Source organism: Streptomyces sp. NPDC049577, from assembly GCF_040675635.1.
Taxonomy (GTDB): Bacteria; Actinomycetota; Actinomycetes; order Streptomycetales; family Streptomycetaceae; genus Streptomyces.
The window spans coordinates 17,376-42,850 of sequence record NZ_JBFAPH010000013.1 but is presented as its reverse complement, the minus strand read 5'-3'; the positions used below and the strand labels follow the sequence as shown (position 1 = coordinate 42,850).

Below are 25,475 nucleotides of genomic sequence, written 5' to 3'. Positions count from 1 at the left end.
GGTGCCGGTGGCGCGGTAGTGCGCGACCTTGGTGGTGAGGTAGGTGTCCGAGTAGCCCAGGGCCGCGCCGATGCTCTTGGCCGTGACGCCTTGGTCGACGAGCTTGAGGACCGCGGCGCCGAGTTCGGGCCCCTCCAGGCCGTCCAGGAGACGGCGGTCGTCCGCGGTCAGGTCGCGGGTGGGGGCCACACGCCAGACCATGCCGCGGGCGTCGAGTTCGCGGCGGCGCTGGTCGGGGACGGGCCTGCCCCCGGCCTTGGTGCCGGCGTGGAGGTTGCGGTAGTAGGAGATCCGGCTGCCCAGGGCGTAGCCGGTCTCGTCGACGTACTCCTTCTCCACGCCGGCCAGGGAGCCGTGTTCGGCGACGTAGCGGTCGCAGGCGGCGATGAACTTCTTCCAGGTCGTCGACTCCTCGTCGAAGTTCATGCCGAGTTCCTCCAGCGAGGCGCGTTCGGCCGGGTCGAGGCGTCCTTGGGCCGCGTTGCGGCGCGCCCGCTGGAGGCGTTTGCCGAGGGGGTAGCCGTCGGGGGTGCGGTAGGAGCCGGGGACGAGGAGGTCGCCGTGCTCGGCGGCGTACTGCTGGCAGGCCGCATACAGCTGTTGCCAGCGCAGGTCCCGGGTGTCCCACACCATGCCCAGGCCGTCGAGGGTGCGGCGGACGTGCTCCGGTACGCGGTGGCGGTTGCTGCGGGTGTGGTTGATCTTCTGGCCGAGGGGGTAGTCGGTGGGGGAGGTGTAGGTCTGTGGCACCAGGACGTGCCCGAGCTCGCGTTTGAAGGCTCGCAGCTCGTCGAGGAAGCGCTGCCACGGCAGGTCGGTGGTGTCCCAGACCATGCCGATCTTCTCCAGGGCCTCGACGCGGTCGGGGCGCAGCCAGCCCTTGCGCCGGTGCTGGCGGGCGTTTTGGATCCAGTGGCCCAGGTGGAAGCCGTCGTCGGTGACGTGGGTGGCGGGGACGTTGAGGTGGTGGTTTTCGGCGGCGAAGGTGCGGGCGTGGCCGTAGCCGGTCCACCAGGCAGAGGTGGTCTGGCGCACGGTCAGCGCGGTGAGCTGGCGCAGCAGGTCGTCGCTGGTGCCGGGGGGAAGCTGGAGGGTGATGCGGGAGGGCAGCTGCGGGTTCTCCCGGTGCTCCTTGGTGCGCTGGGTGTCCAGCTCGATCCCCAGGCTTTCGTCGTGGGCGCGCAGGGCGCGCAGGACCTGCCACAGGGTGCGGAAGTCGCCCGGGTCGAGGTCGCCGATGCTTTCGGTGGAGTCGGGCACGACGATGGGGACGATCACGGTGGCGGTGCCCGAGGTCTCGCCGGAGCGGCGCAGGGCCCGGCCGACGGCTTGGACGATGTCGACCTGGGAGCGCTTGGGGTGGGTGAACAGGACCCCGTCGACGGTCGGCACGTCCACGCCTTCCGACAGGCACCGAACGTTGGCGATCACGGTCCAGGTGCCGGGCGGGTGGCGCAGGGTGTCCAGGATCTGCTCGCGCTGGGCGTGTGTGTGCTCGCCGGTGATGCGCTCGGCGTGGACCGGGCCGTCGGGCTGCTGGTCGGCGGGGACCCGCCGGAGTGTGCCGGGCAGGGAGCGGACGAATTCGGCGGCGGCCTCCAGGCGGTGGCAGAAGGCGATGACGCGGCGCAGGCCGTGCTGGCGGGCCGCTTTGGCCAGCACGCTCTGTGCGGCGAGGGTGCGAAGGTCCGGACCGCCCGGGGTCTCGACGTGCAGGTGCTCGTCGTCCTGGAGCAGCTGGAGCATCTCGGCCTTGGTGACGCCGGCGATGACCACGCGGTAGTCATCAAGGTAGCCCTCGCTGATTGCCCGGGCCCAGGAGTAGGTGAAAAGGACCGGCCCGAAGACGGCCGTGTCCGACATCGTCAGCCCCTGGTGGGTCTGTGCCCTGAAGTCGTCGATGCGCGGGGTCGCGGTCATGAACAGCCGGCGCCGTGCCGGAAAGACGCTCTCGCTGAGGATCTGGCGGGTGGCCAGGTCGGCGCGTCCGGCGAGGTGGTGGGCCTCGTCGTGGACGACCAGGTCCGTTGTGGCGCCGACGTTACGCAGTGCCTCGGCGAGCCGGTGGGCGGAGAGGTAGGTGGCGACTACCAGGCGCCGGCCGCGTGCGGTGGCGAGCCAGGAGCCGATCTCCGCGACCTCGGTCGTCACGTGCGCGGGGATGTCCCCCAGGTGAGCCGGGGCGTCGGTGACGGTGTCGTCGGAGCAGACGGCCAAGACCGCGTCCACCCGCGATGCGGCCCGCCATGCGTGCACCGTCTGCGCGACCAGCGCGAGCGAGGGGGCAAGGACGACGAGCAGACCGTCACCGGGCACCAGGCGAGTGGCGGATAACACCGAGATGAGGGTCTTGCCGGAGCCGCAGGCCGCATGCAGCTGCCCGCGGCCCCCTTCGGCCAGGCCGGAAGCGATGGCCTCGACGGCCTCCTGCTGGTACCCCCGCAAGGACACGTTCCCGTTCATCGAGAAATTCCCCCAAGGAAATGAACAGTGCGTCACCGCGGGTCGGAACCGTATCCCGGACCGCCGCGGCTGGGCAGGAAGATGAACGATGATCAGCCGCTGGCCGGCAGCCCGGCCAGGTCGCCGCGCTGGCAGGCGTCGATGACGGCCAGGGCCTGCACCCGGCTCAGGCTGCGACAGGCGGCGGCCACTTCCGCGCCCAGCGCCTCGTCGCCCAGGTCGGCGTCTTCGGCCTCGCCGGCGAGCAGGCCGGCGGGATCACCGATCCACGTGGCGTCGATGAAGATGCCACGCACGATCCACGCCAGCGCCTTCCAGTGGGAAGCGGGCAACGGCGGCAGGGTGCGCCGCTCGGCCTCCAGCAGCCGCTCCAGGGTGTCGTGCGGCAGCGAGCGGGCGCCCGCGTCCCCGAGCCGGCGGGCCCTGGCGACCGCCTCGGAAATGGTCTTCTCGGACACGCCGAGTTCGTCCGCGAGCTGCTTGGCGCCACCGCGCCCGCGGCGCTGAACCTCCTCGCCGATCGCGCGGGCCTTGTCGTCGGCGCCGGCGATGCGTTCGCCGTTGCCGAACTCGATGCGGGCGGTGGCGGCGGCCAGCCGCTGGTGGAAGTCCGACATCACGAAAGGGGAGCTCCTTGCAGACAGGGCCCCGCGCCCGGAACGGGCGCGGGGGGACGGGCAGGCGGTCAGGCGGCCGCTTCGATGAGGTCCTCGCGCACAGTGCGCAGGTACTCCTCCAGACCGGGCACCACGGCGACACCGCTTTCGCTGACGTCGGCGAGATCACGGACGATCTCGTCGGCGATCTCCTCCAGACGGTCGTCGTCGGTGTCGCAGGAGATGTCGTACTCCTCCGCCTCGCCCCCGGTGACGGCCCCGTCGATGTCCCACACGGCGACCAGGTCCGCCTCGTCGAAGCCCTGGTCCTCGCGGTCCGACGCGTCGAGCCCCAGGCCCAGGGCGTCGCGCAGCTGCTCCTCGGCGGCGCGGGCGTCCTCGCCCAGGCAGGCCACCTTGTTGTTGCCGTCCCAGACCTCTTCCCAGTCGGCCAGGATCCGCTCGGCCAGGGGCGCGATCTGCTCCATGACCCGGTTCGCCGCCGCCCCGGTCAGCAGCGGGATGGCGTAGCGGCGCTCGAAGTTGTGGAAGACCGAGAAGGGGACGGCCCCGCCGACCTCGGCGTCGTAGTCGGCAAGCAAGGTCCCTTCCCGAAGGTCGAGTTCGATGTAGACGGGCTGGGGCGCGCCCTGGCCGACGTACTGGCGGAAGAGCTCGGTGGGGGTGGTGCAGCGGATGATCCGGACCTCGGTCATGGATGTACCCTCCACAGGTGTCGGGGGCCCCTGCTGGCCACCCGGCGGGGTGTCGGAGGGTGCCTCCTCCGACACCCACAAAGATACTTACCCCGTGGGGTAAGTTGCAAGTGCCTGAAGCAAGTTCAGCGAGAAAAGTGTCCGCCAGTCGCCCCGAGGGGCGCCGCAAGCTGGTGGAACTGGTGCTGCCGTATTGGTGGACGCCGACCTATGCGAGACCGGGGCCATCGGCGAGGGCGTTCAGCGCCGAACAGCGCGAGCGCCTGCTGGACCTGGTGGCCCAGCAGACACCTGTCCCCACAGCCGCCAAGGAAGTGGGGGTGAGCACGACCCAGGTCTACGGGCGGGCGACCTGGGACGCGGCGTTCGCCGAGGCGCTGGGCGAAGCAGTCTGGTCGCTGTGCGTCCTCGGGGAACACGACCCGCGGTGCGGCACGGCTGCCGGGTACCGGGGGAATAGCTCCGGCCGGTCGCCGCGGCCGTCGTGCAGGGGCACCGGCTGCCGCGAGTGGCGACGTGGCGCGGCTCAGCAGGAACGCGCCGACGGGAGGGAGTCCGATCTGCTCAGCCTCCGGTAGGAAGCGGCGTGCGGACCTCAGCGGACCGGCTCACCCAATTGCGGCCTCCACCGCCAGCGCCCGAGAAGTCGCACGGCAAGGGAGTCCCCGCAGGCGGCAGACGCCGACGGGGACTCCCCCGTCTGCGTCCGGCACGCGTGCCGGACGCTGCTCACAGGCCGATCCCCTTGGTCGCGGCGTCCTCGAACGCCTCGCCCTCGTCCACGTACTCCCAGAACACCGGGCTGTTGGCAGACCAGCCGCCCTGGCGGCGGAGCTTGTCGACGCGCTTGCGGTTCTTGATGCCGAGGGTGACCAGCGTGCGCCGGGCGGAGTGGCCGGTGATCCGGCGCCCGGTCAGGCCCGCGTACTTCGCGGACCGCGCGAGAGCGCGGCCGACGCCGTCCGGCGACAGGCGTTTGGTGCCCTGGTGGCCCCACTGGTCGACCGACAGGAACGCCGGGCCGTCGGGGTCCGCGCCGGCAGCGAGCTTGGCGGCCCTGTACGCCTGCCAGCAGCGCACCGGGCAGGTGCTGCGGTTCTCGCCGTACGTGACGGGCGCCTTCCGGCCCGGACGGCCCTTGACCGAGGGCACGCTGACGATCAGCCCCTCGTCCACGATCTCGATGTCCGGGTCGTCCAGCTCGGACATCTCCTGGTTGCGCCCGGCGATGCCCACCTTGAGGGCGTTGAGCGCCTGGTCCCGCAGCCGGGCCAGCTCCGGCACCCGGTAGACCATGCGGCGCCGTGCCGTCGGCTGCGGCTGGCGCTCGTGCGGGGCTTCCGCCATCGCGCGCAGGTCGGCCGGGCTGAGCGAGGCCGCCTTGCCGCGGCCGCGCTGCTGGCGCCTCTTGTCCAGCCGGAGCGGCTTCAACGCCCGCCGGGCCGCCTCCGTGGCCTCCTTGGGCACGGTGTAGCCGTGCCTGCGGGCCTCCGCGGTGACGCCAGTGATCCTGCGCTCGATCGTGTTCGGCGGCGCCTCGACCACCTGATCCAGGTAGGTCACGAACGACACGAACGTGCCGACGGTGACCTTGCTGAGCGGCAGGCGGGTGCCGGTTCGCTCGGCGAGCCAGTCGTGGAACTCGCCCCAGATCTCCCAGTCGCGCGCGTAGCCGTCCTTGGTCTTCGTCGGCCGGATGGCGTTGAGGTGTTCCTTGGCGTCTGCGTCCAGGGCCTTGAGGACGGCGGCCACCGGGTCGGGCACGGCGACCTCGCCGGCACCGGGGACGTCGTCCACCAGCTCGGCGTCGACCACCTCCACCGACTCCAGCGCGGCCCCATACTCCGTGGTGGTCGTCATTCGGCGACCTCCTCCACCTCATCGGCGAGCTTGCCGACCCGCTCGGCAGCGTGGGTGATCCGCTTCGCCTCGACCCTGAGAGTCGAGCCCTCCTCGTCGTGCTCCGCGAAGTCCGCCGCGACCTCGCCCACCAGGTGGGCCAGCTCCTCCAGCACCTCCGCGACGTCCTTCAGCCCCGCCCGCAGCTCCCCGCGCTCCAGGTAGTACGCGGCCCGGGCGAGTTCGCCGTACGCGGGCAGGTCGTCGCGGGTGGCGACGGCGGCCTGCTCCTCCTGGAACGGCACGTACACCTGGGTGAGCATCAGTCCGGGCTGCTTGCTCTCGGCTTCGGTGCCGAGCCCGGAGACCGTGGCCACCAGGCTCGGGTGCACGGTGTGCACCTGGTTCGGCTCGTCGGGCAGGGCCCAGTGGTGGTCGTCCAGGGACAGCGGCATGTCGCCGGGGAGCTGCTCCAGCAGGGCGCGCAACTCGCCCACGGTGTCGACCATCGGCGCCGCGACGACCGCCGACCGCAGCCGGGGCGCCTGCTCCGTGTAGGTGTCGCGGGCATCGACGGCTGCTTGCCCCATGGCGGCGTCGACCGCGCCCGTCATCGCGGCGTGCGCCTCGGTCATGCCCTCCCCCCGAACGGCTCGGGAACGATGCGGCCGTGCTCGCGCAGCCACGCGTGGGCCGCCTTCTCCTCGGCCCGCAGCCGGTCGTAGACGGTGGTGCCCGCGGGGGTCATGTCCGTGAAGGCGACGTCGGCGATGCGACCCTGCGCCCACTGGCACAGCTCCCACTCTGGCTGACCGGTGTCGCTGTTGTACGCGGCCGGGTGCAGGGAGCCGTCCCGGACGAACGCCTCCCGCTCGACCTTCCGCTGCGCGACCTTGGCCTCGGCGGCGGCGAGCACGGCCCGGGCCGCCTCCACCTCCTTCTGCGCCTCGGCGATCCGGTCCTCGAAGTACGCGGTGACGACGGCCGTGCCGTCGATCTCGGCGGTGCTCACTGGTCCTGGTCCTCCTTCGTCTCGGTCGCGGCGGCCGCCTCCAGCTCCGCCGCCACCCACTTCGCCGCCGCGGTGACGGCGGGGAGGGTGACGGTGGTGAGCATCATGACGCCATCACTTCCCGTCGGCGGTGAGCCACCGCAGCAAGACGGTGATGTCGCCCGGAACGGCCGCGTCGTTCCCGGTGCGGAGGTGCTCCAGCAGGGCGAGCCCCGGGGTGGGTTCGCGGTACACCAGGACCAGGGCGGCGTCGTCCTGCGGCAGGGTGTCCGGCAAGGTGCGCAGCGACCAGTCCCGTCCGGCGCCTCCGAGCGCGGCGCGGACCTCGCCGGCCGGGAGCGCGCGGGGCCGGTAGCCGATGCGGTCCATCAGGGCGTGTCCGGGGTCGTCGTCCGGCTCGCAGCCTGCGGGGCACGGCGGCTGCGGCTCCGCGTCGCAGCGGCGCGCGACCTCGCGGCACAGCTCCGCGAGCCGCTTCACGCCGAGGCCCCGAGTCTGGTCCGCGGCGACGGAGCGGGCCAGCGTCTCGGTCTCGTGCACGAGGTGCTCGGGCTTCATGTAGAAGGCGTTCGGCAGGTCCAGGTGGGCTTTTACCGCCCAGTCCGGGATGGCGATCAGGTCGGCTATCGCATCGGTCGGGGGCATCGCCCAGGTGTCGGCGGAGCGCTGCGGTTCCGGCATTGCACGATTCTTCCGGACCAACCGGTTAATCTCCCTGCGCACCCCCTCCGGGGACCGGTCGTGGAAGAGGCCGTTCTCCCGGAAGAGGTGGGCGGCCTCGTCCAGCATCAGCACGACGCGGTCGGGCAAGCCGCCGGTGCGCTCCTGCTGGGCGGCCAGCACGGCGGCGAGTATGTCCGCGGGCGTCTTGCCGGGCGTCGGGCGCTCCACCTCCTCGCGCATTTGCAGGAGTTCGATGGTCTGGTCTTGGAGCTTGGTGGCGGCCCACGCGCGGGCGGCCTCGGCCTCGACGTCCTCGTCGGCGTCGCGGCGGTACTGCTTGGCGACGGCGGCGCAGGCGTCGGAGTCGCACAGCACGCGCGCCACCGCCTCGGCCGATCCGTCGGGGCGTTCGATGACCTCGACGTCGGAGTCGGCCAGCTCGGCGGCGATGCACTCGGAGACAAAGGTCAGGCCCAAGCGGGCGTTGGCCTCCAGCGCCGCGAGGTAGTCGGCGGTGGGCGGCACGGTCCTTGAGCCGGCACGCCCGCGCACGCGGTGCACGTGGACGGTGTAGTGGCGATCCGGTTCGCCGGGGACCAGCAGCAGGGGGACGCTCAGCGGCATGAGGGGGTCGGCCTCTCGGTGGCGGGGGTCGGGTGGTGGTCGGTGTGCAGGCTGATCTGGCTGAACTCCGTGCGGCGCACGGGCGCCGGCGGGGCGTGGAGGACGCTCCAGGCTCCCGCGTCGGCGTCGCCCCGGGTGACGCGGAGGTGGCGGTCGTCGGCCGCGTGGACGGGGTAGGTGGTGGCGGTACGGGCCAGCTCGGCCAGGGCCGTAAGGTCGGCGTCGGTCAGCGGGGAGCCGTCGGGGCGGGCGCAGGTGAGGACGATGCGCGGGCTGGGCACGGGGAACAGCTCAAGCTGCCCCGGGCCAACGGGAGTTGCGGGAACGGTGGCCGTCGTCACGACGGGCCCTCCTCGGCGCCGGCGAGCGAAGAAAGAGCGGTGTAGCAGGGGCGGCACAGCGGCAGGGGGCCGCTCGACTTTCCGGGGGTGTCGATGCGCAGCAGCAGTCCCGGCTCGCCGGCGGCCGTGCAGCCGCCCGCGGTGACCGGTCCGGGGCTCTCGCGGTGGTAGAGGCCGCACAGGCACCGGCAGCCGCCGGGCCGGTGCTGCTCCCAGCCGAACAACACCGGCCGGTGCAGCGCGAGCACGGGTTCGCTCACCGGCCGCTCTGCGGGTCCGGTGCTCACCGCGTCGTCGCCGGTTCGTCGTCGCCGAGTTCGACCAGAGCCAGGACGGCGGCGTACTGCTCGGCGCTGAGGCCTAGCGGCGTCTCGCCGCGCTCCTCGGACCCGGCATGCAGCTTGCGCTGGCCCTCGGCCCAGGCGCGCAGCAGGTCGCGCGCCTCGTCGGGGGTGAGGTCGAGGGCGGCGGCGGCCTGGTTCCAGGTGGCACCGAGGTCGAGGGCGTCGTGGAGGTAGGCGCCGCGGCCGTGCTCCATCTCGCGGCGGATGGCCTCGCGCAGCGCGAGGACGGCGAGGGCGTCGTCGGCGGTGCCGCGGTCGACCTCGTGCGGGAAGTCGGCGGGCAGGAGGCGGTTGGTCAGCCGGGTGATGTGCTGCTGGTGCTTCTCCGCCAGCCACGTCAGCGGCGTGGCCGGCGGTACGTCGCCGGGGTGGGTGACGTGGAGGTCTTGCCAGTGTTTGTACGCGTCGGTGCTCATTGGACTGATTTTGTCCCTCCGTCGCGGGCGCCGGTGGTGACGGTGCACCATGTCCGGTTTATCGCCTCGGATATGGCACATTATCCGAGGCGAGACGCACTGTGTCATCACTTCGCCAAAACCCGTGCAGAATTCCGGCCAGATTCTCCGAGGTCTGTACGGGGAGGGGTTCGGTGCGGCAGACTCCCGTGCAGACCCCGGAGAACCGGGTGAGAATCTGCCGGAAGGCCCCTGTGAAGATCACCATTGAAGGCGCATCCGTGGAATTCGCCGAGAAGCTGGTTGTCCTCGCCGCCCAGCACCGCGCGGAGCTGACCATCATCGACACCGCCTGGACCGTCGAACGCGCCGAACGCTACCTCCGCTCCCTGCCCGCCGGCGCCCGCCGCTTCGCCGAAATCGTCGTCACCGACAACGGCGGCTACGCCGACGCCGACACGCTGCGCCAGGCGCTCGGCAAGCTCAACGGGCCGACCATCGCCCTGTCCCGGGCCATCCCACGCGGCGTGCGCGAGGGCTGGTGGCCGGAGGGCACCAGCGCGCCCATCAGCGCGGTGTGGGACCCGGAGAACCCCAGCTGGCAGAAGGCCATCGCCTACGAGATGACCAGCGAGAACGTGCCCGTCTTCCGCGAGGCCCTCGCCCGTCTCGCGTTCACCCGACAGGCCGCCCGGGCTGCGGGGCTGCACCCTGGCGGCGCGGGCAAGACGTCCGCGTCCTGGACGCCCGACCCGTCCATGCTGGAGGGCTCCCCGAACATCAACTTTGTTGATGTGGACGGCGGTTCGCGCCCGGCCGACGGCGACCAGGACGACGACGGCGTGATGGAGTGCCACGTCTGCCTCCAGCCGTACGAGGTGGATGAGCAGGGCACCGCCTCTCACCTGGACGCTGGCCGCGACGCCGACCACACCCCGAGGAGCTGACCATGAGCGTCAGCACGGAGTGGCTGCGCGCCTGCTACTGGTCGCCGATGACCGGCATGCGCGACGTCGCCGCGAACCTGTTGATCGAGTGGGGTCACCGTCCCGAGGACCACCCCAAGGTACTGGACGCGCTGGAGATCGAACTGTCCGGCGCCCTCATCGAGACCGCGTCCGACGTGATGCGCGAGCACGGCCTTCCCGACCTGCGCGTGCAGCCGGAGGCGGCGGAACCCGTCTGGAAGTGCCCCGACTGCGACACCAACAACACCCGCCGGGCGGACGCCACCTGCCTCGCCTGCGGGCATGACCGGCCGGTCTCCCGGGTCCGAATCAACCTGCCCTCCCCCGCCAACTCCGTCCGCAAGGGCACCAGCGCGCACATCAGCCCGGTGTGGGACCCGGAAAACCCCTCGTGGCAGAAGGCCCGCGCCTAAACCATGACCAGCGAGAACGTGGCCATTTTCCGGACCCTCATGCTCAACCTGGACAGTCCAAGCGCACCGACGACGGGAAGGACCAGCCGTGACCGAGAACTCCGTCCGCGCCGTGGACAGCCTGACCGCCTACCTGCGGGCCGCTTCCCCCGACGCGATGCAGGACATCCTGTCCCGGGTGATCGAGGCAGCCGGGACCGCGGCATGGCGGGAGGCCGTGGAGGCCCAGGCCGAAGCGCACATGCACCACCCCGACCTGGAGTTCGAGCACATCAGCGACCTCAAGGGCCGGGCGTGGCAGTCGGTGGCGGACACCTTCGACATCGCCGTGGCGACCCGCGCCCGCCAGGTGACCGCCAGCGGTGACTATGACGCGCTGGCGACCTGGCAGTCCGTGACCGTCGGGATCGACTCCCCGCGGGACGGCCTGGAAGGCACGGGGCTGCTGGCCGAGGACGTCCGCCGGACACGGCGCGACCTGCGTGTCGCATTCATCGTGACCGCGCAGTGGGTCGTCCAGCGCGCCGTGGAGTACGCCGTGTCGGCGGTGCTGCTCCGGGACGAGCTCACCCTGGCCGAGTACACCGTCCTCGCCGACGTCCTGACGCCCGCCTGGTACAACGCGTGGCGGCAGCGCTACGAGGCCGGTGACACCCAGCCCGACGCCGACCGGCTGCTGCTGAACGGATGGCAACCAGTCGACGGCATGCCCCGCTGGCTCAGTGACCCGGTAGCGGTGCGGTGCATCCGCTGCGGCGCCGAACGGGACCTGCTGCCCCGCGACCTCGCGCTCGCCGGCAAAGCGGTCCCGACCTGCCAGCACCCGGCAGGCGCACCGCCCCTGACCATCGCGCAGCGCCGGGAGATCAGCGCCGTGCGCAAAGCACGCCAGGACGAGAAGTACGAGCAGGAGGCACGGGAGGCGGGCTGGGAACCGGTCGACCCCCGGCCGGCGCGGGAGACCACCCCGTGGAAATTGCGTTGCCCCACTTGCGGCGAGACCGTCCTGGCCCGGGTGTCCAAGAGCGAGCATATGACGCCGTGCCCGCACCGCCCGACCGACGCTGAACAGGCCGCGATGCAGCGGTTCGCCGCCGCCGGGTGGGAGACCCTGGGGCACCCCCTGCGCGGCGGGACCAGTAAGCGCTACCCCATCCGTTGCATGACCTGCGGCTTCGAGACGAGCCGCGAGGCCATCAGGAAGATCCGGCCGTGCACGCACCCCGGACACCCGGAAGGGCAGGCGTGAGCATGCGGACCGACCGGCCCCACCTTCCCCTCTGCCCGCCGCCGTCCACCGAGACCAACACCGACGGCGCCGTGCTCGCCCACCACAGCACCGGGCACCTCGACCCGGAGGTGACCGCCGAACTGGCCTCGCAGGCCGGGCTGGACGAGGACGACAAGAAGCGCGCGTTCCTGGTCACGCCGCCGCTCGACCTGACGCCCGGCACGCTACTGGTCGCGGTCGGCCCCGGGGCATCAGGCAAGTCGACGTACGCCGACACCGCGGACGTCGACGTGGTGATCTGCCTCGACTCCCTCCGCCACGAGATCGGCGGCGACACGGGCGACCAGTCCGTGACCCCGGCCGCCGCGGAGCGGCAGAACGCCCTGCTGGAGCACTACCTGAGCGCCGGGGCGTCGGTGTTCCTGGACTCCACGAACGTGGAGGCGCACCTGCGGGCCAGGCTCGTGGAGCGGGCCCGCAGGCATGGCCGCCCCGTCGTCGCCCTGCGCTTCCTGCCCGACCTCAACACCTGCCTGGCCCGGAACCGTCTGCGGCCGGCCAACCGGCGCATACCCGACGACACGCTGCGCTGGCAACACGACCTCGCGCGAGCAGCCACCCCGAGCGTCCTGCTCGCGGAGGGTTTCGCCGCCGTGCATCAGGCCATGACCTGTCCTCCGCGACGGTGAATGCGTCGCGGAGGTTGACAGGTGGGCCGTCGGTCACTCTGCTTCGAACGCGCTCACGCACTCGCCGCACAGGATGGTGCGCTTGGCCAAGGTGCGCGGGGAGACCCGGATCACGGTCGGCGGTTCGCACTGGCAGGTGGCCTTGGCGTAGTTCCGGTCCTCCTTCACCGGGGGTCCGTCCGCCCCCTCCGGCTCATCGCCGCTCGCGTCGTCGTCAAGCTCGGCGGTGCTGGCCGTCCCCCCGGCGCCGCCGACGACGGCCCGGGTGCGTTGGGCCGGCCGCACGCGGGTGGCGCGGATCGCCTCGTCCAGGGCGGCGATCTGCTGATCGTAGGCCGCAGCGGTCTCGTCGGTGGGCGCGGTGCCGGCGAAGCCGTACTTCTTCTTGAAGTAGTCGCCGACGTCCGCCTTCTGAATCAGCCCGAGCTCAGCGGCCGCGTCCCGGAACGTCTTGTTGTGGTACTGGCTTGCCGAGCAGTCCCGCTTGCCCCGGGCGTTGTTGAGGGCGTGCGCGGCCTCGTGCAACAGGGCTCCGAAGACCTCACGCGCACCGTCCTCCAGGGACTCCGCGGTCACGAAAACCTCGTGGTGCAGGGCGCTCCCCTCGCGGATCCGCCAGCGGTGGGGGGCGAAGTGGGCGCTCTTGGTCCTGCTCTCGCGCCCGCCCGTCGCCATGGAGATGACCGCGTCGGGGACCTGCGGGTGTCGGGCCCGGATGGCGTCCCACCCCGCCACCAGGGCGGCGGTCACCCCGGCCGCCACTTCCGCGATCCGTCCCTGCGGCGGGTCGGTCGGTGCGCTCTGCGCCGGTACAGACGGGGCGTCAGCTGCTGTCGTCATGAGCGGCACCTTACCCTAAGTCTCACCTCTTAAGAGGTGAGACTTAGGGGTGAGTTCACGATTCCGGGGCGTGCGCGAAGAAGAGATCCCGCACCCGCCTCGCTGGCGCCCTCACGGGGACCGGAAGGTCCCAGCCACGCCGACTCAGTTCCGAACGGGCGCGAGAGCCCCCTTTCTGCGGGTCACTTCCAGGTGCATCTGTCGTCTATTCACTTTTTGATCCGATTGACGTTCGCTACTCGCCGACCCCTGACCCGGTGCCCCGACCACCCGACAGGGCCGGCTGAGCGGGCCGCTCGTTGTGGTCGTCCGGCCGGGCCGTCTTCTGCTTACCCTCGCGAGCAGCGAGGACCGGGCGGGACGGCTCGCCGAAGGGCACTGCGGCACCGGCGCCGTGGCCGGGCCCGTCGTCCAGGACCTGGTCGAGGTCGGCCTTGAGGTCGCGGATCGCCTCGCTGAGCCGGTCGAAAGCGGCGACCCGCTCGACGGCCTCGTCCCCGCGCACCGCCGAGGCGGCGCGCTGCGCGGTGTGGCCGAGGTCCTGGACCGCCCGCCGCCCGGGCGAGTCGTAGCGACCGGCCTTGGCCAGGCGCTCGGCGAGCTTGTGGGAGAGGAGGGCGACGGTGTCCAGGCTACGCACGCCGGCGGTCCGCAGGGCGCCTTGCCACCGGATGTCGGTGACAAGGTCAGCGCCGTACCGGGCGAGGACGGCCGTGCGCTGTTCGCCGAAGACCCTGTTGGCGACGGGCAGCACTGCATTGAGGCGGCGCCATTCGGGGGCGCCGTTGTACTCGCGGCCGTGCCGTGAGGCATTACCGAATGCCTCGTTGACCAGTTGGAAGGCGTCGACCTCGCGGTCCCGGGCCGCCGGTGCCCGGTCCCCGGCGGGGGCGTCCTGGCGCTCGCCGTCCATGTCCGTGCCGCGAGCCAGGTCGGTGCGCAGGTCGCGGAGCGAGTCGGTGATCTGGCCGAAGACAACGAAGTTCTCGGACCGGTCCCGCAGGCGGTGCGCACCGCGCTCGGCGGCCTCACTGAGCGACCGCAGAGCCCGGTGGCCCGGCGAGCCCTCGCGGCCGGCCTTGGCCAGGCGCTGGGCAAGTCGGTCCGACAGGCGCGCGACGCCGTCGGCCACGCGGGCGCCGACGGCCCGGCAGATCCCCCGGACACGGTCCGCGACGCGGGCGCCGGACCGGCGCAGCACGTCGCGGGCGTTCTCCCAGACCTGCTGACTGGACTGCCACAGCTCGGTGAGCTGCCGCCACTCGCGGGCGCCGTTGTACTCGCGGCCGTGCTGCGCGGCGGCGGCGTACGCCTGCTTCACCTCCTCGAACCCGGTCAGCCCGAGGTCCACCGTCGGCTGCGGCGCGTTGGGCGGGTCCACCACCGTGCCGAGCTGGGCAACCCCCTGGCTCAGGGCGGCGAGCGGCTCCTGCGGGCCGGCGGCCGCGGCGCGCTCCACGGCGGCGCTCTCCCGCAGCGACTCCAAAGCGGCCATGATCTGGGCAAAGGTCACCATGGCCGGGTCGTCCTGGCCCTGCTCAGCGGGGGCAGCGGCCGACTGCTCCGCCGCACCACCGCTCTCCTGCGCACCCCCAGCGTCCTCACGGGGGTCCGGCGACTCCTGCTCCGCCTCGCCTTCGGCCTGCTCGGCTACGGACTCCGATACGGCGGGGGCCTCCTCAGTCTCTTCGAGGGCCGCTGATTCCGCCTCGGTCGGGGCTTCGACTTCTGGGATCTGCTCCGGCTCGCTGATGTCCTGCTCTGCCGGTGACGACTCCGGCGTTTCACGGCCGTCCGCGGCCTGGAGTTCTTCGGGAGAGACCTTCTTCCCCGAGAGCTCGGCCCCCAACTCCCCTTCGTCCATGAGGTCGTTGAGGATAGCGCCCACCTCGGCCGCGTACTGAGCACGGTACCGGCTGGCCTCGGCGGCGGCCTGCTCGCCGACCTGACGCCATGACATCCGTACCGCGTCGTGTACAGCTTCCGGCACACCGAGCGCAGCGGGGCCTACCCGCCACAGGGCGCGCAGCGCGTCCGCGCGTGAGTCGGCACGCACCGCAGCCAGCTCGACGTCCGCGTCGTCGATCTCCGGAAGCACCGGCGCCTCAGCGGCGGACTCGCTCTGTGGAAGCCCGGCCTCGGCGTCGAGGATGGGCTGGTCTGCGGCCTGTTGCTCGCCCTGACCCTCCAGGGTGCGCAACGCGACCTGCGCGGCCGCCGTCTCGGCCGTCAGTGCTGCCACGAAGACGGGTGCGACGGTACCCTCCGGGCCCGGCTCGGTGAAGGCACCGTTCCAGCCCGCAGCTTGCTCCAGCGCCGTACGGACCGCCTGCACCTCCATGCGGCTTTGCCGGGCCTGCTCCATCGCCGCGCCGATGGTCTCCACCACAGCCTCGGTGATAGCGCGACGCACCGGGTGCGCCAGGGGCGATGCTTGCAGTTCGCGGGCCAGTTGCTCGCGCACTGCCACGTCGTCGGACGCAGCGCGGCGGCCGTAGTCGTCCTGGACGGTCCGGGCGATCTCTTCCAGGCGGCCTCTCAGGCTTTGGGCCGCCTCGGATATCAGCTCGCGCCGCTCGCCGACGCGGCTGCTTCCTTCGTCGAGCTCGGCGAGCGCTGTGCGCAGGTTGGCATCGAACTGGGCCACGGGGTTGGCCAGCTCCCATGCCAGCAGTTGGTCCTCCCCCGCCGTGTCACTCTGCTCGACGACCGCGTCAGCAGCGAGGTCAGGCTGCTCGCGGGCGAACTCGGCGGCACGGGCAGCCCGGGCCTGTAGCTGTGTGGACGGGGTCTCCACGAAGTAGATGCGCGAGGCGCGTACGATCCATCCCTCGTGCGGACCGGGGAGTACGGCGGATGGTGCCGGGGCTGGAGTGGCCATCGCGGCCTCCTGGTTCGGTTCAGTGGCGGGTGCCCGGTTCAGGTCGGCGGCCGCCTCGGTCCCGGCGTGTTCGATCAGTGCGAGGACCGGGGCCTCAGGTATCGGTGGCAACGCGGATTCCTGCGGCTGCTCCTCAGCCATGGTCGTGCCCTCCCTCGACGGCGCCGCAGACTCCTGGCCAGCGGCGAGCGTGGAATCGTCAACCTCAACAGGATCAGTCAGCACCGCGGACTCTTCCGGCACTTCGGGTTCCTGGCCTTGCGGCTCAGGGTTGAGAGGTTCGTCGAACGCCTCCGGGTAAAGGAGCTCGTAGTCCGGTTCCTCTTCGGGTCTAACTTCAGCCGGGGAGTTTGCGGGAGCAGCCTCGACCGCCGAAGCCAGTCCGGCCTGCTCAACGCGATCAGCTGCTGCCTCCTGCTGGTGGTCGGCGCCTTCATCGGGGACTGCATCGACCGTGACCTCCAGGCGGGTCAGCAAGCGGGTGACGTCGTATGCGAGGTGAGCCAGCGGAAACGCGAGGAACCGGCGCTCGTCCGTGTTCGTGCTCGGCGGCAGTGCGGCGCGCCAGGCGGTGGCCGCGTCGTGCACGGTCTGGAGCTGGGCGGCCAGCTGTCTCGAGCCGGCGGTGGCGAGCCTGTCCTGCCCCAGCGCGCCGAGGCGCTTGGTCAGCTCTTGAATGTGCGGGTTCTTCTCGTACGAGGAGGGCCAGATCCGCGCGGCTGCGGCCGAGATTTCATCCTGGTGCCTCTCGGCGGTGCGCTGCGCCTCGTCGCGCAGCACATCAACGTCCGAGGCGGCCTGTTCGGCCCGGGATGTGGCCGGGGCATCTCCATATGAGGCCCCTGTGATCGCGGAGAAGAGGATCGCGCCGTGGTGCGCGGCCTCTTGCGGCGTGCCGGTCATGGCGGTGATGTCGGCAGGAACGCCGTCGACGGCCAGGCGCGCGAACCATTGCCCGCCCGCTGACAGGTGCAGCGTGGCGACGGTGGCGCCGTCATGGCGGAGTTCTCCGGCGCTGGGGTGACCACCCCCTCTCTGAAGGTGGAGCCGGTAGTCGCTGTCAGTGGTAAGGGTCTGGTCGACGGGCCGCACTCGTGGGCTGGCCACGGGGCGCAGTGCCTGCTGCTCGCTGGACAGTGTCTCCTCCGAGGGGTCGGTGGGAGCAGAAGGGTCAGTCAGCTGGTTCTGCGAGTGGGCTGCGGCCATGGCCGCAGCGCTGTCGGCCTGTGCCGTCTGCGGCTCGTCCTGGGCAACGGAGACGTTTGTCTCCAGGTCATGAGCCTCGGCTGCCTGGGCCGTACGGGCAAGGCCGAGTCGACCGTCGCTGTACCGAGGAGCGCCGATCGGAGCGCGCGGCTCCGCAGGTTCCGGTGCGGCGTCGGTGGGGACGGTCTGCGCGGCCGGCTCGGCCATCTCGCTCGCGCCCTTTGCCCCTGATGCCTGGACCTGTTCGTCCTGCGACCTGGTGTCCGGGCTGACTTCCTGGTCCATGGTCCGCGGCCCAGCTCTCATGTGCTCGGCCCCGTCGGCTCCCGCTTCCGCGCCGTGCGCATCCTCAAATCCCAGAGCCGTCTCAACCGTGAGGTCGAACAGCCCCCTTTGTTGGGGCGGGTCTGGCTCGACACGGTGCGGCACGTGGTTGGCAGGCTCAAGCGCTCCGTGGAACACCTCGCCGGCGCCCAGGCCGTAGATGTGCTGGCCGAACGGGAAGTCAATGTCCGCGGCCCGGGCAAGGAGCAGACCGCCCTTGTTCGGCAGGAGGAGGAACGTTGTGCCGTTGTCAGACCATGGCGCGGTCCCCACGGTGATACGCCACCCTTTTTCCTTCCGTCCGTGGGTCGTGAAGGTGGTCTTTCGTGGCTCGCTGATGACGTACCCGGTCCGTCTGTCCGTGGCTCCCGAGTACAAGCCGGTCACCCGGCCTTCGATCCTGACGAGGTCGCCTCGGTGGATGTTCCCCGGGGGGACTCTCTTGGCCCGGGCCAGGCCGCCATCGGCCAGCAGTTCGTCCTGAATCTGGACGGCAGCCCGGTCGAGACGCGCTTGATGGTGCGCGGCCCGCTGGTCCGTTGGTCGCAGCGTATCGAGGTATTCGCTCATCATCTGTGCCAGCCACCTCGGCCCGAGGGCATGCCGCTGTCCGAGCTTGACCTTGGGGTCCTTGTAGCGCGTGGTCAGCCAGACGAGCTCGTCGTGTACCTGGGCAATGTCGTCGGCGGTGTTCCCGCTCGGCGTGACGCCCGATGCCAGCGTGTGCAGAAGCCCGCGAAGAGCTTCGAACCGCTCAAGGGCGTTCTGGTCGCCCTCCAGCGCTTTCAGTCCTTCCATAGCCGAAGGCAGATCGAGGTTGTTGGCGAGTCCTTGCAGGTCTCGGGCCAGGTCAGGGTCGACTTGGTTCAGGTCGGGCGCACCGTTCACCGGGTCGCACAGGACCAGGTATGCGATGGCCGCTTCGCGGCTGGCAAAAGTGATCGGGTCGACGGAGAACGGTCTGTGCGTCGACCACTGCTCGGGCTTGTCGTGATCCCCGTAGCGCTTGGGCGCGAGGGACACGGTGCCGATGAAGTGCCCCTTGCGCCACACCTGCCCCGACGATTCCATCTTCAGGACTGGCGTCGGGATGAATCCCTCTGCCGCGAGTTCCAGCATGCGTTCGCGAGAGCCGAAGAGCAGCCGTTCCCCCTCGGCGCCGAGGATCTGGTGCTCGCCTTCCCCGTACGGCAGGAGTTCCTCCCACGATGGCACTGAGCGGCTGGCAGCAGCCCCATGAGGGAGGACGCTCGACGCAGCGGCGTTTCGTTGCGGCCCTGCTGCGGGCTCTCCAGCCTGGTCTCCAGCCCCGAGCTGCGGGTCGGGGGCCGGAGAGGCGTCCGGCAGGGGTTGCTCGCCCGGCAGAAAGCCGAGGGCGTCCCGGACGTGCTCGGTCCCGTCAGCTCCCAGGGATGTGGACGTTCGGCGCGCGGTCCCTTCCGGGCCGCCCTTCGGCCCTGGGGCGGGGTCCACCTGCCGCTGGTCTTGTCCTGTGTCTTCGAAGGCCAGGACCATCTGCTCGCTCTGCGTCGTAGCCGAAAGGCGCGTTGCCTGCTTGTGGACGCGCTCCTCTGGATCACGCGTCAGACGGGCAGCGTCCTCGCGCAAACGGTGAATTTGCACGTCCAGATGTTGGCGGAGCTGGTGCAGGGGCTCGCCGAGGTATCCGCCGTAGAGGGCGGTGTCGCCGGCGGACTCGAAGAGGGCCGTGGCGGCGGCCGCCGCGGTGTCCATCGCCGCGGCGTTGGACCGGTAGACAGCACTGCCCGAGCCGTCGGCATCGATCATCTGGATCGCGTCCCGCAGCGTCTGAAGCTCGCTCTGCGGACCCCCGGCATCTGGCCACTGGCGGCTCGCGGCCTCGTCGAGGGCGGTGTGCAGCTCATGGACGCGCCGGGTCTCGGCGGCCGCCTGTGCGCGGTTGAGGTGGCGGCCGAACACCGTGGCGACGTCCTCGGCCGGCCTTCGCTCGCGGGGTACCACGAGGACCTCGTCGGCATTGGGCAGGATGAAGCCGTTTGCGTTGCCGCTGGTCACGTCGCGCGTCTGAAACCCGGTGAACCCCCTGCTGGCCTTGTGCGCGTAGCGCAGTTCGGTGACGACCTCGCCGCGTCGGCCGCCTTCAGCGATGAGGTCCCCCAGGCGGATTTGCGCAACTGTCCGGGTTTCCGGCCGCAGGTCGTCGCGGTGTCCGGCCGGGGTGAGGTGCACCTGGGCGGGCATCTGGCGGACGAAGACGTCCTCTCCGACGGCGAGCTCGTTTCCGTCGGCGTCGCGGATCACGGCGTCGAGCAGGTCGGTGCTCTGGTGGTAGCTGCGGTAACCCGGGAAGACGGTGCCCGTAACGGAGATGGTCTCCGGTATGGCCTGCTCCCAGGGGGTAGACCGCTCGATGCTGCGGCCGCTCACCACGACGGTGATCAGGTTTCCGGGCTCCACGGTGCCTCGCTCGACCTCGCGCGGTTCGGTCGCGGGCATGGCCTCCGTGGTCTCCGGCGCCGTGATCACGACGGGCTCGGTGCTGGTGGGGAGCTCGGGGGCAGTGCGGGCAGCCATGATGCGCCGGGCCCGCCCCAGTTCCTCGACGTTGTCAGGCGCGACGTCGAGGGCGGCGGCGATATGCGTGCTGCACGTCGGGGCCCCGCCGTCGACGCGGTACAGCGGCTGGACTTCGGTGTCGCCGAAGGTGCGGCTGCACTTCGCGCAGACGCCGTCTTCAGCGAGGTCGAGGTCATGCATCCGGGAACGTCCGTACAGCTGCTTGCCGGCCAGTTCCCGGGCTTGGCGTGCCGCGCGTACGCACGCGTCGACGGCCGCGGCCCGGGTCTCCTCCTGCCCGAGACGAACGACGACTTCGCCGTCGACTTCGACGCGCGGTTCGAAGAGCTCGGTGGCGCTCTCGTCGTGGCGGTCCATCTTGACCACGAACGGGATGCCGTCCGCCACGACGTCGAAGACGAGTTCGGGGAGACGGACCACAGGCTCACCGACCGCCACCGAGATGGGCTCGCGAACCGGGGCCAGACCGTTGGTGGGCACGTAGTCGGCGTAGGACGCGACGGGGCGCGCCGCGATGGCGTCCACGGCGGGCAGGGCCTCGAACGGCACCTGCTCCGGAGGACTGCCGCCCGGCCGGAGCTCCGCGGCTGCGCCGCTGAGGCTGTAGGTGTACCCCTGTTTCTTCGTCCCGCTCCGGCTCAGGACGTGGTACTCGCCCGTCACGCCGGTGCGGTCGGTGCTGACGTACCAGGTGTCCTTGTTCGCGCCGGGGGACATCACCTGCCCGGTCACCGTCTGGCCGGTCCTCTCGTCCCGCCAGGACACCCAGGAGCCGATGGCGTACTCCTGCGGTGTGAGGCCAGGGGCGTCCGCGCGTTTGGCCAGGCGTAGCGCAGGCAGCGGTTTGAACGGCTCCAGGCGGTTCTCGGTCTTGTAGGAGCGCCGCCACATGGCCAGCTCCTGCGCCCGCTGCTCGGGGCTCTGGAGGGCCTGCTCGTTCTTGGATTCGAGGGCCGCGGCGAGTTCGTCGCGGCGCCGCTGCCACCCCTCAACGGCCTCGGGGTGCAGGTCGTCGGTGGGGATACGGGGCAGGGTGAACGTCAGTTTCCCGTCCGTGCTGACGAACCGTTCATGGGTGTCGTCCGGCTCTCCTCCCCGCTCCTCCGCCTGACCGGTCGGGCTGGCGGAGGCGGCAGCGCTGATGGTGGGTTGGACCTCCTCCACCGTCATCTGCCCCTCCGCGACGCCCGGGGGCTCCTCCTCTTCCTCGGGCTCTTCCTGCGGCGCGGGAGCCGGGACGCGCTCGGGCAGCGTCAGGCCGAACTCGGCGAACAGGTCCGCCGTGCCGTACGGGTCGTCGTCGGCCGCTGCACCTTCAGCGGCGGTCGCCTGGTCGGCCGGTGGCTGCGTCTGGCTGCTGGTCGGCTCGGGAGCCGACGGCTGGGCCGGGGAAGAGGTGGTGGCTGCCGGATCGGCGGGCGGCTGCGAGTCCTGCTCGGATTGTGCCTCGGCCAGCTCCCCGACGGTGCCGGTGGAGGGCATCTCCTGCGTACTGGGCTCGGCAGCCGCGGGGAGCTCGCTCGTCTCGTCGAGTTCGGTGAGACGAGCGGCAACCCTGCCGTCGGGGTCGCCGTGAACGGTGACGTGGGCGCGCAGGATCGCGGCCTCGCTCTCGCGCTCGCTGGCGCTGAGCGTCGCGGGGTCGCGGCGGGGCCCGACGTCGTCCATGTCGAGCAGCACGGCGCCCGCCTCGGGCGAGACCTGCGGGGCCGGCGGCGCGGCGTCGAAGGCGTCGAGCTGCTGTTGCAGCTGGTCACGGCGGGCGATGGCCTGGCGGCGGGTGTCGGTGACGGCCGCGGGCTCGTTGTCTGCCGGCTCGCCTGCCTTGTTCACCGTGGCCTGCGCCGTGACGAGGGCGTCGACCAGGCTCAGGCGCTCGCGTGCCCGTCCCAGGCCAGGCACCTGGCCGCGCAGCTGCTCCGCGTACACCAGCAGTTCGTCGCGGGTGGCGCGCTTGGCCGTCAGGTTTCCCTCGTCCTCTTCCTGCCGCTCCGGGGCATCGGTGAGGGTCTTCACCAGGCGCCGCAGGACCGTTTCGCCCTTGAGGTCGGGCAGCTCGGCCAGGGTGGAGCGCTGGAGCGAGCCGGGAAGTCCCTCCAGGTGCAGGCGGACGTGCGGTTCGCCGGCGTCGTCGCGGTAGCCGACGGCCACGAGCTCCAGCCCGCCGAGCCGCCCGAGGACCACGTCCGGGGTGGTCGGGCGGCGGCCTTCGGTGAGGCGCTGCCCGACCTGGGTAAGCGCCTGCATGAGCGGCCGGGCGGCGTCCTTGTGCTTGGTGTAGGCGATGCCGTCGAGCGTGATGCGGAAGTCGTCGCCGAGGACCGGCTCCAGGGCCGGCAGGACGCGGGCGCGGCGGGTGATGTCCCGGGTGAGGCGTTCGATGTCCTGGTGGAGCTGGTGGACCTTCTGGTGCACGATGGCGCGCTGGGTAGCCCGGCCACGCTGGTCCAGCTCCAGCGTGCGCAGCTCGCGCCGCAGCTCTTCCTGGGCGATCAGGTAGGGATTGCCGGAGATGATCGCCATGGCCTCCTCGTAGGGAAGGCTGGCGTCGTCGACTTCCAGGATCTCGTCGGTGAGGGTGTCCAGGCGGGCCTTGTAGAGCTGGTTGAAGCCCTTGGCCTTGGTGGCCAGCAGCCCGTACATGCGCGAGTCGAAGGTGTTCTCGGTGGCGACCCAGGCGATCTCGACCTCGGGGTTCTGGTTGCCGTGGCGGACGATGCGGCCGTCGCGCTGGGCCATGTCGGCGGGCCGCCAGTCCGGGTCGACGTGGAAGAGGGCCACCATGCGGTTCTGCGCGTTGAGGCCCTTGCCCATCTTCTTGGTGGAGCCGATGGCGACGTTGATGCCGCCGTGGTTGGCCTTGTCGAGGAACTTGCGGCGCTGGTCGGCTCGCCCTGCGTCCTGGATGAACGCGATCTTCTCCGCGGGCATGCCTCGCTCGATCAGAAGGTTCTTCAGCTCCTGGTAGGCGTCGAAGCCGCCGCGGTTCTTGCTGCCCGGGGTGCCGTTGTTGAGGAAGACGCCGATCAAGCCGCCGGGTACGGGGTGCGGGCGGCGGTCCTTGGTGCTGTAGGTGTAGCGGTTGTCGCGGGTCCTCTCCCACGTGGCGATGATGCGGTCCGCGAGCGCGGTGAGCTTGTTGCCGGGCTCGGCCTCGGGGTCGACCAGCCGCGGGTCGAGGGCGATCACTCGCGCGTCGTTGTTGATATAGAGCGGGTTGTCGACGCTCTTGTCGACGCCGCCCTGATGGAACGCCTCGTAGCGTTCGCCGAGCTCCTCCATGCGCTGGAGCTGGTCGGCGGTGGCCGGCACGAGCATGAGCTCCGGTTCCCCGCCCTTGATGCGGGGGCGCTCCAGGCCGAGGTCTTCGGCGCTTTTGAAGTCGACGACCGGGTGCCACAGCTGCCGCACCAGGGAGGGGACGTTGTGGAAGGAGGCGAACCGCTCGACGCTCTTGAACGCCTTGCCGTCGGTGCTCATCTCCAGCCGCGCGACCATGCGGCCGTACATCGCGGCCCAGGCGTCGAACTCTTCGGCGCCGATGTCGTTCAGCAGCTCCGGGTTGGCCATCCGCACCAGCGTGTGCAGCTCGCCGATCGCGTTGGTCAGCGGGGTGCCGGTGGTCAGCACGCCGATGGGGCCCTTGGGCTTGTTGATGCGGGCCCATTCCAGGACGGCGTGGAGGTGCTGGGCCTTGCCGGAGCCTTCCACCCGCGCGCCGGGGATCTTCGAGCGCACGGCGAGGTTCTTGTACTCGTGCCACTCGTCCACCCCGAAGAAGTCCCCCAGGTCGTCCAGGTACACCTGTCCGGGGGTGCGGACGGCCGCCGCGCGGCTCTTGAGCTCCTCCTCGTACTGCTTCTTGCGCTCCTCGAGCTGCTTGAGGCTGACCGACTTCCCCTCGCGCTTGCGCTCGTGGACGATCTGGTCGTTCAGTCGCCGTAGTTCCTCGTCCTTGTAGAACTCATAGAACTCGGGGCTCAGGGGGATCGTGTCGAACAGCGAGTGCGACATGATGATCACGTCGAAGCTGTTTGCCCGGACGTACTCCAGGACCCGGTCGCGCTTGCCGTTCTCCAGGTCGGCGCTGGTCAGAGTGATGATGCGGGCGGTCGGGAAGAGGCGACGGACCTCCTTCTCCCACTGCTCCACCAGACCGTTGGGCACCGTCACCAGGGGCTTGTCGATCTGCCCGGTGTTCTTCATGGCCATGATGCCGATGGCCATCGTCGCGGTCTTGCCGGCGCCGACCTCGTGGGCGAGGACGAGGCAGCGCTCGTGGGCCATGCGAGCCGCCGCCGCCAGCTGGTGGTCAAACGGGGTGAAGTCGGGGTCGAGGCCGACCAGGGAGGGGCGGGCGCCGGTGAAGTCCCGCACCGCCCGGCTGTTCATCTGGCGGTTGTAGACCTCGGCGGCCCGCGCGGCGCGCATCGAGTCGTCCAGGACCCACGCCTCGAACGCATCCCGCCACTCGTCGATCTTGACCCGCACGGCGCGGGCGGCTTCCTCGTCGTCCGCCGGGCGCCCGGTCATGGACCCGCCGTTGAGCGCCTTGGACACCAGCGCGAGCGGGGACAGCCCGCCCGCGCTGTGGCGGACCTCGTCCTCTTCCGCCAGGCCGCGGCCCTTGCGGATGTGCCAGTTACCGCCACCCGAGTGCTGGATGGTCAGGTGCGCATCCCCCAGGTACTCCCGGAAGAACGACTGCACCATGTCGTCCGGGATCCAGGCCCCGCCGAGCCGGATGGCGAACTGGCCCGGCAGGAGTTCGCGGGGCTGGACGCGTTCGAGCTCGGCGACGTTGGTCTCGAAGGCCGGATCCCGGCGGGCCGCCTGCCGGGCGATCTCCAGCTTGCTGCGCACGTCGCCGGACAGGTAGTCGGCGCCGTGCAGGAGCTCGCCGGTGAGCGGGTCGGTGAACACGCTCCGGCCCAGGCGCCGGCGGGCCTCGGCCTCGTCGGTCTGGAGCATCCACGCGATGTGGGCGAGGTCGACGTGCCCGCGCTCGGCGACGACCGCGGCGAGTGCCTGCTGGGGATCGTCGGTGTGCTGCCCGAGCACGCTGCGGCGGGCGGCCGGGGCGTGGTCGAGGACCTCCGAGACGTGCACGGTCTCGGAGTCCGACTCCCACCATTCCAGCGCCAGGACCTCGTATGACTGCGGATCGTTGAGGAAGTAGCCCCAGGCGGTGAGCCGGTGCTCGCGCTCGCCGCCCTCGGTCTCGACGCTGGTGTTCTGCTGCTGCCGCGGTCGCGACAGCGCCCCGTAGGCCGCGACGTACCGCTCGTACGCCTCCTTGGTCTGGCGGCGCTGGGCGTCGGCGGAAGCGGCGGGGCGTCACTCGAACTCGCGAGCGCGCGTCGCGTGTGCG

17 protein-coding genes are annotated in these 25,475 nt (G+C 71.2%); 5 read left to right on the top strand and 12 right to left on the bottom strand.

Features of this window, described 5'->3' with window-relative positions:
* The 3 genes from AB0K09_RS03450 to AB0K09_RS03440 all read right to left on the bottom strand — a co-directional run.
* Positions 1-2,463 (bottom strand): Helicase associated domain protein (locus AB0K09_RS03450; RefSeq protein ID WP_366063559.1); only part of this gene is annotated, 2,463 nt, incomplete at its 3' end.
* A 92-nt stretch (positions 2,464-2,555) separates the two neighbouring features.
* Positions 2,556-3,083 (bottom strand): Lrp/AsnC family transcriptional regulator, encoded by a 528-nt coding sequence (locus AB0K09_RS03445; protein WP_366063558.1) that lies wholly within the window; start codon positions 3,081-3,083, stop codon positions 2,556-2,558.
* A 65-nt stretch (positions 3,084-3,148) separates the two neighbouring features.
* The gene (locus AB0K09_RS03440) at positions 3,149-3,775 is read right to left on the bottom strand and encodes a hypothetical protein (protein WP_366063557.1); all 627 of its coding nucleotides are present in this window, start codon (positions 3,773-3,775) and stop codon (positions 3,149-3,151) included.
* Between the two features lie 137 nt (positions 3,776-3,912).
* Here AB0K09_RS03440 and AB0K09_RS03435 point away from each other — a divergent pair, with 137 nt between their 5' ends.
* On the top strand, positions 3,913-4,353 hold the full coding sequence (locus AB0K09_RS03435) for a hypothetical protein (RefSeq protein WP_366063556.1): 441 nt from the start codon (positions 3,913-3,915) through the stop codon (positions 4,351-4,353).
* Positions 4,354-4,504: 151 nt separating this feature from the next.
* On the opposite strand, the gene AB0K09_RS03430 is transcribed toward AB0K09_RS03435, so the two are convergent.
* The 7 genes from AB0K09_RS03430 to AB0K09_RS03400 form a co-directional block, all read right to left on the bottom strand.
* Positions 4,505-5,635, bottom strand: coding sequence for a hypothetical protein (locus AB0K09_RS03430; RefSeq protein ID WP_366063555.1), 1,131 nt, complete (start codon positions 5,633-5,635; stop codon positions 4,505-4,507).
* A complete protein-coding gene (locus tag AB0K09_RS03425; RefSeq protein WP_366063554.1) occupies positions 5,632-6,249 on the bottom strand; it encodes a hypothetical protein in 618 nt (205 codons plus the stop codon). Before AB0K09_RS03425 ends, AB0K09_RS03430 begins: the two co-directional genes overlap by 4 nt.
* A complete protein-coding gene (locus AB0K09_RS03420) occupies positions 6,246-6,626 on the bottom strand; it encodes a hypothetical protein (protein WP_366063553.1) in 381 nt (126 codons plus the stop codon). The genes AB0K09_RS03425 and AB0K09_RS03420 overlap by 4 nt, the downstream gene beginning before the upstream one ends.
* A gap of 114 nt (positions 6,627-6,740) precedes the next feature.
* The gene (locus AB0K09_RS03415; protein WP_366063552.1) at positions 6,741-7,913 is read right to left on the bottom strand and encodes a hypothetical protein; all 1,173 of its coding nucleotides are present in this window, start codon (positions 7,911-7,913) and stop codon (positions 6,741-6,743) included.
* Complete coding sequence (locus tag AB0K09_RS03410; RefSeq protein ID WP_366063551.1) at positions 7,904-8,254, bottom strand: hypothetical protein; 351 nt, start codon at positions 8,252-8,254, stop codon at positions 7,904-7,906. Before AB0K09_RS03410 ends, AB0K09_RS03415 begins: the two co-directional genes overlap by 10 nt.
* Positions 8,251-8,514 carry a DUF6372 family protein gene (locus tag AB0K09_RS03405; RefSeq protein ID WP_366063550.1) on the bottom strand — a complete coding sequence of 88 codons (264 nt, stop codon included), beginning with the start codon at positions 8,512-8,514 and terminating at the stop codon, positions 8,251-8,253. Before AB0K09_RS03405 ends, AB0K09_RS03410 begins: the two co-directional genes overlap by 4 nt.
* Before the next feature lie 23 nt (positions 8,515-8,537).
* Positions 8,538-9,014, bottom strand: a complete 477-nt coding sequence (locus AB0K09_RS03400; RefSeq protein ID WP_366063549.1) for a hypothetical protein — start codon at positions 9,012-9,014, stop codon at positions 8,538-8,540.
* Positions 9,015-9,274: 260 nt separating this feature from the next.
* Here AB0K09_RS03400 and AB0K09_RS03395 point away from each other — a divergent pair, with 260 nt between their 5' ends.
* From AB0K09_RS03395 to AB0K09_RS03380, 4 genes are all read left to right on the top strand, one after another.
* On the top strand, positions 9,275-9,940 hold the full coding sequence (locus AB0K09_RS03395; RefSeq protein ID WP_366063548.1) for a hypothetical protein: 666 nt from the start codon (positions 9,275-9,277) through the stop codon (positions 9,938-9,940).
* Positions 9,941-9,942: 2 nt separating this feature from the next.
* Positions 9,943-10,374 (top strand): hypothetical protein, encoded by a 432-nt coding sequence (locus AB0K09_RS03390; RefSeq protein WP_366063547.1) that lies wholly within the window; start codon positions 9,943-9,945, stop codon positions 10,372-10,374.
* 88 nt (positions 10,375-10,462) lie between these two features.
* Positions 10,463-11,623 carry a hypothetical protein gene (locus AB0K09_RS03385; protein ID WP_366063546.1) on the top strand — a complete coding sequence of 387 codons (1,161 nt, stop codon included), beginning with the start codon at positions 10,463-10,465 and terminating at the stop codon, positions 11,621-11,623.
* 2 nt (positions 11,624-11,625) lie between these two features.
* Positions 11,626-12,294, top strand: coding sequence for an ATP-binding protein (locus AB0K09_RS03380; protein ID WP_366063562.1), 669 nt, complete (start codon positions 11,626-11,628; stop codon positions 12,292-12,294).
* Between the two features lie 33 nt (positions 12,295-12,327).
* Here the strand turns inward: AB0K09_RS03380 and AB0K09_RS03375 are convergent, their stop codons facing one another.
* Positions 12,328-13,134 (bottom strand): hypothetical protein, encoded by an 807-nt coding sequence (locus AB0K09_RS03375; RefSeq protein WP_366063545.1) that lies wholly within the window; start codon positions 13,132-13,134, stop codon positions 12,328-12,330.
* Positions 13,135-13,369: 235 nt separating this feature from the next.
* Complete coding sequence (locus AB0K09_RS03370) at positions 13,370-25,213, bottom strand: SNF2-related protein (RefSeq protein ID WP_366063544.1); 11,844 nt, start codon at positions 25,211-25,213, stop codon at positions 13,370-13,372.
* Positions 25,214-25,475 lie beyond the last annotated feature (262 nt).

What these genes read in the sequence shown, in the direction of transcription:
- AB0K09_RS03440 (WP_366063557.1), bottom strand. Translation starts at nt 3,775, where the DNA reads ATGACCGAGGTCCGGATCATCCGCTGCACCACCCCCACCGAGCTCTTC.
- AB0K09_RS03430 (WP_366063555.1), bottom strand. Translation starts at nt 5,635, where the DNA reads ATGACGACCACCACGGAGTATGGGGCCGCGCTGGAGTCGGTGGAGGTG.
- AB0K09_RS03425 (WP_366063554.1), bottom strand. Translation starts at nt 6,249, where the DNA reads ATGACCGAGGCGCACGCCGCGATGACGGGCGCGGTCGACGCCGCCATG.
- AB0K09_RS03415 (WP_366063552.1), bottom strand. Translation starts at nt 7,913, where the DNA reads ATGCCGCTGAGCGTCCCCCTGCTGCTGGTCCCCGGCGAACCGGATCGC.
- AB0K09_RS03400 (WP_366063549.1), bottom strand. Translation starts at nt 9,014, where the DNA reads ATGAGCACCGACGCGTACAAACACTGGCAAGACCTCCACGTCACCCAC.
- AB0K09_RS03390 (WP_366063547.1), top strand. Translation starts at nt 9,943, where the DNA reads ATGAGCGTCAGCACGGAGTGGCTGCGCGCCTGCTACTGGTCGCCGATG.
- AB0K09_RS03380 (WP_366063562.1), top strand. Translation starts at nt 11,626, where the DNA reads ATGCGGACCGACCGGCCCCACCTTCCCCTCTGCCCGCCGCCGTCCACC.
- AB0K09_RS03375 (WP_366063545.1), bottom strand. Translation starts at nt 13,134, where the DNA reads ATGACGACAGCAGCTGACGCCCCGTCTGTACCGGCGCAGAGCGCACCG.